Below are 6,960 nucleotides of genomic sequence, written 5' to 3' on the forward strand. Positions count from 1 at the left end.
GGCGAGGTCACCTTCTCCCCGGCGGGCGCTGCGCCGGCGCCGGTCGCCGCCCCGCCACCGACCCTGGCGGGCGAAGCCGTTTCGGCCCTGCTGGGGCTCGGCATGGCTGAGGTGAACGCCCGCCGCGCTGTCGACCAGGCCCTGATCCGCCTTGGTGAGGACGCCGAGCTCTCGGCGGTCATCCGCGCCGCGCTGCAGGAGCTCGGCCGGTGACCGATCGCCTCGTCTCGCCCGAGCCCGGCCCCGAAGGCTCTGACCGCGCCCTGCGCCCCCAGACCCTGACCGAGTTCGTCGGCCAGCCGCAGGCCAAGGCCAACCTTAAGATCTTCGTCGACGCCGCCCGCCAGCGCGGCGAGGCCATGGACCACGTCCTGCTGTTCGGTCCGCCAGGTCTGGGCAAGACGACGCTCGCCCAGATCGTGGCGCGTGAGCTCGGGGTCGGCTATCGCGCGACCTCCGGCCCGATCCTCGCCAAGGCCGGAGACCTGGCCGCCATCCTGACCAATCTCGAGCCGCGCGACGTCCTGTTCATCGACGAGATCCATCGGCTCGCCCCGGCGGTCGAGGAGGTCCTCTATCCGGCGATGGAGGACCACGTGCTGGACCTCATCATCGGCGAGGGGCCTTCCGCGCGGTCGGTGCGGATCGACCTGGCGCCCTTCACCCTAATCGGAGCCACGACCCGGGCGGGGCTGCTGGCCACGCCGCTGAGGGACCGGTTCGGCATCCCGATCCGGCTCGAGTTCTATTCGCCCGAGGAGCTGACCGGCGTGCTCTCCCACGGCGCTCGCAGGATGGGGCTGGACCTGCGCCCTGACGGCGCCACCGAGATCGCCGCCCGCGCACGCGGCACGCCGCGCGTGGCCGGCCGCCTGCTGCGGCGCGTGCGCGACTTCGCCACGGCGGAAGGGTCCGACAGCGTCGATAGGGTGGTCGCCGCCCGCGCCCTGTCCCGGCTCGAGGTCGACGAGGCCGGTCTCGACAGCCTGGACCGCCGCTTCCTCAAGGCCCTGATCGAAAACTATGGCGGCGGGCCCGTCGGCATGGACACGCTCGCCGCCGCCATTGCCGAGGCACGCGACGCTGTTGAGGACGTGATCGAGCCCTATCTGCTGCAACAGGGCTTCATCCAGCGCACCCCGCGCGGCCGCGTCGCCTGCGCCAAGGCCTATGCGCACCTCGGCCTGACCGCTCCGCCCCAGCCGCCGGGCCAGGCAGGATTGTTCGGCAAGTAGCTCAGGCCGCGCGGGCGACGGTCACCGGCTCGGTCGGCGGCGCGGGCTTGCGGCGATAGGCGATCCCCTTGGTCCAGATGCGCAGGGCTTCCCAGTGGATGCCTGCGATGACCTTCAGGGTCAGGAGGGGATGGGTCAGCCAGGCGCGCAGCAGCTGGCCGTCGGTCAGGGGCCGGCGCTCGCCGATGAAGCCGGTGGCCAGCCGAACGCCTTGGGAATCCTTCAGGTCGATCAGCACCTCGACCCGTTCGCCGGGCTCCGACACCCGGAAGGCGTAGCCCATATCCATGTCCATGAAGGGCGAGACGTGCAGGCTCTTGGGCGCCGCGTGGCTGTGGACGCGGCCCGTCTCGCCGGCTGGCGCGACGTAGGCGTGGCGCTCGCCGAAGGTGTTGGTCACCTCGTGGATCACCGCCGCCAGTGATCCGTCCATCCAGTGACAGAAGTAGAGGCTGATCGGATTGAAGCCGTAGCCGAGCACCCGCGGCATGGTGAGCAAGCGGATGGCGCCGATCGGACCCTCGATCCCCGCCTTAGCCAGCCGGGTCTCGATCTGGGCGCGCAAGGGGGTGGCCGAGCCGTCGCCGTGGTCGCGGGGGTCGAAGCTCATCAGGCCGAAGCGGCCTCCGCGCAGCACCTTGCATCTGAGGCCCGTGGCCTCGTCGAGATCCAGCAGCAGCATGTAGACCCGATAGGCGAGCGCGTGGACGCGCGGCCTCAGGCGCCGGTGCGTGACCTTGCCGACGTAGAGGGCCGAAGCTTGGGTCAAGCCGCCTCCTCGCGCTGCATCGGCGGCGCGCCGACGTGGATGCGCCCGCTGGCGGCGGCGACTGTCCAGGGCCGCTCAAGGCCGCCCAGCTGCTCGGCGACGGCCAGGCCCGACTGCAGACCGTCCTCGTGGAAGCCCGCGCCGAAATAGGCGCCGCAGAACCAGGTGCGCTCCACCCCCTGCAACTCCCAAAGCCGCCTTTGCGCCCGCGCGGTCGCCGCGTCGAACAGCGGGTGCTCATAGAGGTCCGAGCGGATCACCGATCCCGCCTCGGGCTCGATCAGCGGATTGAGCGTCACGAACAGGCCGGGGCCGGGCAGGGACTGCAGCCGGTTCATCCAGTAGGTGACGGACGAGGCTTCGCCCGCCCCCAAGTGGTTCCAGGCGGCCCAGGCCCGCCGGCGGCGCGGCATCAGACGGGGGTCGCGGTGCAGGACGGCGTGATTGCGGCTGTAGCGGAAGGGCGACAGCAGGGCCTTCTCCTGAGGGGTCGGCTGTTCGAGTATGGCGAGCGCCTGGTCGGCGTGGGCGGCGATGACCACCTCGTCGTAACGCTCGACCTCGCCGTGGGCGTCACGGATGAGCACGCCGCCGGGCTCGCGGCGGATGGTGCGCACGCCCCGGCCGGTCCGTACATCCGGGATGGCGGCCAACAACCGCTGCACATAGGCGCGCGATCCGCCCGCGACGGTGCGCCAGTTGATGGTGCTGACCAGGCCGAGCAGGTCGTGGTTGGCGTAGAAGCGGATCAGTTCCGCGGCCGGGTAGTCGCCCATGTCGTCCAGCCGCGACGACCAGATGGCGGCGGCCTGGGGCAGCAGGTGCTCCGTGACAAAAGCCGCGCCGTAGCCCTCCTCGTCGAGGAAGGCGCGCAGCGACATCTGGCTGGATTCAAGCTCCCGCAGGCGGGCCTTCGCCGTCCGATGGAAGCGCCGCATGTCGCCGAGCATGCCCCAGAAGCGGGGGTTCACAACGTTCTCGGCCTGGGCGAACAGCCCGCCGAGCCCGGTCGAGCCGTACTCCAGTCGGCCGCCGTCCAGGGACACGGAGAACGACATCTTCGTCGGCTGTGTCGGCACGCCCAAATGAGCGAACAGGGCGGTCAGATTGGGGTAGTTCACCTCATTGTAGACGATGAAGCCGGTGTCCACCGCCACCGGGCCGTCGGCCGAGGGCGCGTCCACCGTGTGGCTGTGGCCGCCGATCCGATCGTCGGCCTCGTACAGGGTCACTTGGTGGCGCTTTGACAGCAGCCAGGCGGCAGACAGGCCAGAGACGCCGGATCCGACGACGGCGATCCGCTTGGGAGCGGCGAAACGGGGATGGGACACGCGACCTCCGAGGCGAACCTTCGGGGCCAGCTACGAACCAAGGCAGGATTTGGACGCTTCGTCATCCGGACGCCGCGCGGCCGCGTAACTGCCGAGCTGCAACCGGAGGAGTTCCATGCTGAAGACCGCCACGGCCTATCTGAGCTTCGCCCTCGCGTTCGGGGCGCTGGATTTCGTATGGCTCAGCCAGATGGCTCCACGCGTCTATCGGCCGGCCATCGGAGAGATCATGGCCGATCAGGTGCGGTGGGGGCCGGCCCTCGCCTTCTATCTGATCTACGTGCTCGGCGTGACCCTGCTTGTCGTCATGCCCGCGCTGCGCGACGGAGGGGTGATGCGCGCCGCCTGGACAGGGGCCTTGTTCGGCTTCGTCGCCTACGCCACATATGACCTGACCAATCAGGCCACGCTCAGGGTCTGGCCGACGCATCTGAGCCTGACGGACATGGCCTGGGGAACGGTCGCGACCGCCGTGGCTTCCATAGTCGCAGTGATCGCGACACGTATGATCGTGAGGGTTTGAGGAAGGTCGCATGACCCTTGCCGCCGAATCCGAAACGCCCGGCGGGACGCTGCTCCCGGAACTGAGGCGGATGGACGTGTCGCGCCCCCCCAGCCTGTTCCTGGCGGCCCTCAGGCACGCCGGGCGCGACTGGACCGGCGGGACCTTCACCCTCGTCCACCCCGACGGGAAGAGCGAGACCTTCGGGCAGGCCGGCACCGGCCCGGACGCGACGCTGCGGGTCAGGAACTGGGCCTTCGCGCGCCGGGCCCTGGCCAGCGGCGACATCGGCGTGGCCGAGTCCTACATCGCGGGCGAATGGGACACGCCGGACCTGGCCACCCTGCTGACTGTGCTGGCCGACAACTACGAGCGGCTGAACCGGCTGGCGGTTGGCGGGAGGCTCGTGCGGGCGATGAACTGGCTGCGCCACAGCCTGTTCCGCAAGAACTCCGAGCGCCAGGCCAAGCGGAACATCCACGCCCATTACGATCTGGGCAACGCCTTCTATTCGGCCTGGCTCGACCCCTCGATGACCTATTCCTCGGCCCTGTTCGCCTCCGGCGACGAGGCGCTGGAGGCCGCACAGGCGCGCAAGTACGAGAGCCTGTGCGAGGCCATGGGCCTGGAGCCCGGCATGTCCGTGCTGGAGATCGGCTGCGGCTGGGGCGGCTTCGCCGAGCACGCGGCGGCCAAGCGGGGCGCCCGCGTGACGGGCCTGACCATCAGCCAGGCTCAGCTGGACTTCGCCCGGGCCCGCATGGAGCGCCAGGGTCTGGCCGATCAGGTCGAGTTGCGCTTCCAGGACTACCGTCAGGCTGACGGCCAGTTCGACCGCATCGCCTCGATCGAGATGTTCGAGGCCGTGGGCGAGCAGTACTGGCCGGCGTACTTCCGCACCATCCGGGAACGCCTGACTGACACCGGCCGCGCGGGCCTGCAGATCATCACCATCGACGCATCGATGTTTGACCGCTACCGCAAGCGCGTCGACTTCATCCAGCAGTACGTCTTTCCGGGCGGCATGTTGATTTCCGAGCCGCGCCTCGCTGAGGAGGCCGCCCGCACGGGGCTGAAGGTCGCCTCGACCCGCCGCTTCGGCCCGGACTACGCCCGGACCCTGGCGCTGTGGGCGGTCCGCTTCGAGGCGGCCTGGGACACGCTGCGCGCCCAAGGCTTCGACGAGCAGTTCCGCAGGCTGTGGCGCTTCTACCTCGCCTACTGCGAAGCGGGCTTCAGGACCGGACGGACCGACGTCATCCAGGTGGTCCTGGAGCCGGCCTGAGTTTGCCTGAGGGCCGGCGGCGCCCTATCTGGCCGGCATGAACGCGACCGCCGACGAGGCACGCCGCCTCTCGGTGGCGCCGATGATGGACTGGACCGACCGGCACTGCCGGGCCTTCCATCGCGCCTTCACCTCGCAAACCCTGCTCTACACCGAGATGGTGACCACCGGCGCGGTCCTGCACGGCGACCGCGAGCGGCTGCTGGGCTTCGATCCGGTGGAACAACCGGTGGCGCTGCAACTCGGCGGGTCCGACCCCGACGACCTCGCCGCCTCTGCCCGGATCGGGGCCGAGCTGGGCTATGCCGAGATCAACCTCAACGTCGGCTGCCCGTCGGACCGGGTGCAGTCCGGGCGCTTTGGCGCCTGCCTGATGCGCGAGCCGCAGCTGGTCGCCGACTGCATGGCGGCGATGGGCGAGGCGGTGGACGTGCCGGTGACGGTGAAATGCCGCATTGGCGTCGACGACCAGGAGCCGGCGGACGCCCTGTTTGACCTGGTCGACCGCTGTGCGGGCGCGGGTGTCACGACCTTCGTCGTCCATGCCCGCAAGGCCTGGCTGAAAGGTCTGTCGCCCAAGGAGAACCGGGACATTCCGCCGCTCGACTACGGGCTGGTGCGCCGCCTGAAGGCCGAGCGTCCGGAGCTGACTATCGTCATCAACGGCGGGATCGCCGGCCTGGCTCAGGCCGAGGGCTTCCTCATCCCCGATGAGACGGGCCCGGCGCTGGACGGGGTCATGCTGGGCCGCTCCGCCTATCACGAGCCCGCGCTGCTGGGTCAGGCTGACCGGCGGATCTACGGCGAAGCGACCGGAGACATCGACCCGTTCGAGGCCATCGATCGCTATCGCTCCTATGTCGCCGCGCGCCTGGCGGAAGGCGTTCACCTGGCCGCCATGACCCGGCACATTCTGGGCGCCATGCACGGCCGCCCAGGCGCGCGCGCCTTCCGCCGCATCCTGACCGTGGACTCAATCAAGCCCGGCGCGGGGCTCGACGTCATCGACCGCGCGGTGGAGGCGGTCCGTGAGGCCGAGAGCCGCCGCGAGGCCGCCTGAGTGGCCGGGGTCCCGCTGACCGACCTGCTCGGCCTGATCGCCATCCTCATCGTCTCGGGCGCGTTTGCGGGCCTGATCGCCGGCCTGTTCGGCGTCGGCGGCGGCACGGTGATCGTGCCCGCCCTGTTCTACGCCTTCGAGGTCCTGGGCCTGGGTGGGGAGATGAATCTGCACGTGGCGGTGGGCTCGTCGCTCGCCGTCATCATCGCTACTTCCTTCCGCTCGCTGGCGGCGCACCGGGCGCATGGGGCGGTGGACGAGGACGTGCTGCGCACTTGGACGCCCTGGGTGGCGCTCGGCGGCGTCATCGGCGCAGGCGTCGCCGCCGTCGTCTCGGCGGCGGGGCTCGGCCTCGTCTATGCGATCTGCGTGACCCTGGTTGCGATCCAGATGGGCCTGATGCCGCGCCACTGGAAGCTGGCGTCCGACACGCCCACCGGCGCGCCGCGCGCGGCGCTGGGAACCGGCATCGGCCTCCTGTCCGCGCTGATGGGCGTGGGCGGCGGGGCCATGGGCGGCATGGTCATGACCCTGTGTGGCAAGCCGATCCACCGCGCGGTCGCCACCGCCTCGGGCTTCGGCCTGGCCATCGGCATCCCGGCCGCGCTCGGCTTCATCGTGGCGGGCTGGTCGGCCGACGGTCGGCCGCCGCTGTCGCTCGGCTATGTGAACATCCCGGCCGTGCTGGTCATGGGTGTGATCACGACCGCCGTGGCGCCCTGGGGCGCGAAGCTGGCGCACCGCCTCAATCAGGACGTGCTGCGCCGGTCCTTCGCGG

General features: G+C 70.5%; 8 protein-coding genes. 6 read left to right on the forward strand and 2 right to left on the reverse strand.

Annotated features, from left to right (window positions below; genetic code table 11):
• On the forward strand, positions 1 to 213 hold a 213-nt coding region (locus Q0M60_RS01715), incomplete at its 5' end, for a RuvA C-terminal domain-containing protein (protein WP_296815138.1).
• Entirely contained in the window at positions 210 to 1,235 is a 1,026-nt protein-coding gene (gene ruvB / locus Q0M60_RS01720) for a Holliday junction branch migration DNA helicase RuvB (protein ID WP_296815141.1), read from the forward strand. The genes Q0M60_RS01715 and ruvB, both read left to right, overlap by 4 nt.
• A 1-nt stretch (position 1,236) precedes the next feature.
• Here the strand turns inward: ruvB and Q0M60_RS01725 are convergent, their stop codons facing one another.
• Both Q0M60_RS01725 and Q0M60_RS01730 read right to left on the reverse strand, forming a co-directional pair.
• On the reverse strand, positions 1,237 to 2,004 hold the full coding sequence (locus tag Q0M60_RS01725) for a DUF1365 domain-containing protein (protein WP_296815144.1): 768 nt from the start codon (positions 2,002 to 2,004) through the stop codon (positions 1,237 to 1,239).
• Positions 2,001 to 3,335, reverse strand: coding sequence for an FAD-dependent oxidoreductase (locus tag Q0M60_RS01730; RefSeq protein ID WP_296815147.1), 1,335 nt, complete (start codon positions 3,333 to 3,335; stop codon positions 2,001 to 2,003). The genes Q0M60_RS01725 and Q0M60_RS01730 overlap by 4 nt, the downstream gene beginning before the upstream one ends.
• A gap of 115 nt (positions 3,336 to 3,450) precedes the next feature.
• Between Q0M60_RS01730 and Q0M60_RS01735 the strand changes: the two genes are divergently transcribed.
• From Q0M60_RS01735 to Q0M60_RS01750, 4 genes are all read left to right on the forward strand, one after another.
• Positions 3,451 to 3,858, forward strand: a complete 408-nt coding sequence (locus Q0M60_RS01735) for a DUF2177 family protein (RefSeq protein ID WP_296815150.1) — start codon at positions 3,451 to 3,453, stop codon at positions 3,856 to 3,858.
• A gap of 10 nt (positions 3,859 to 3,868) precedes the next feature.
• Positions 3,869 to 5,122 (forward strand): cyclopropane-fatty-acyl-phospholipid synthase family protein, encoded by a 1,254-nt coding sequence (locus Q0M60_RS01740; protein WP_296815152.1) that lies wholly within the window; start codon positions 3,869 to 3,871, stop codon positions 5,120 to 5,122.
• Between the two features lie 37 nt (positions 5,123 to 5,159).
• Positions 5,160 to 6,182: a tRNA dihydrouridine(20/20a) synthase DusA gene (gene dusA, locus Q0M60_RS01745; RefSeq protein ID WP_296815154.1), complete on the forward strand. Its 1,023-nt coding sequence runs from the start codon at positions 5,160 to 5,162 to the stop codon at positions 6,180 to 6,182.
• Positions 6,183 to 6,960 (forward strand): sulfite exporter TauE/SafE family protein (locus Q0M60_RS01750; RefSeq protein WP_296815157.1); only part of this gene is annotated, 778 nt, incomplete at its 3' end.

Origin of the sequence: Brevundimonas sp. (assembly GCF_024711105.1) — a bacterium.
In the GTDB taxonomy this organism is placed as follows: Bacteria; Pseudomonadota; Alphaproteobacteria; order Caulobacterales; family Caulobacteraceae; genus Brevundimonas.

Bases quoted from the DNA above. Each gene is read 5' to 3' on its own strand.
- Q0M60_RS01735 (WP_296815150.1), top strand. From the start codon at position 3,451: ATGCTGAAGACCGCCACGGCCTATCTGAGCTTCGCCCTCGCGTTCGGG.
- Q0M60_RS01740 (WP_296815152.1), top strand. From the start codon at position 3,869: ATGACCCTTGCCGCCGAATCCGAAACGCCCGGCGGGACGCTGCTCCCG.
- dusA (WP_296815154.1), top strand. From the start codon at position 5,160: ATGAACGCGACCGCCGACGAGGCACGCCGCCTCTCGGTGGCGCCGATG.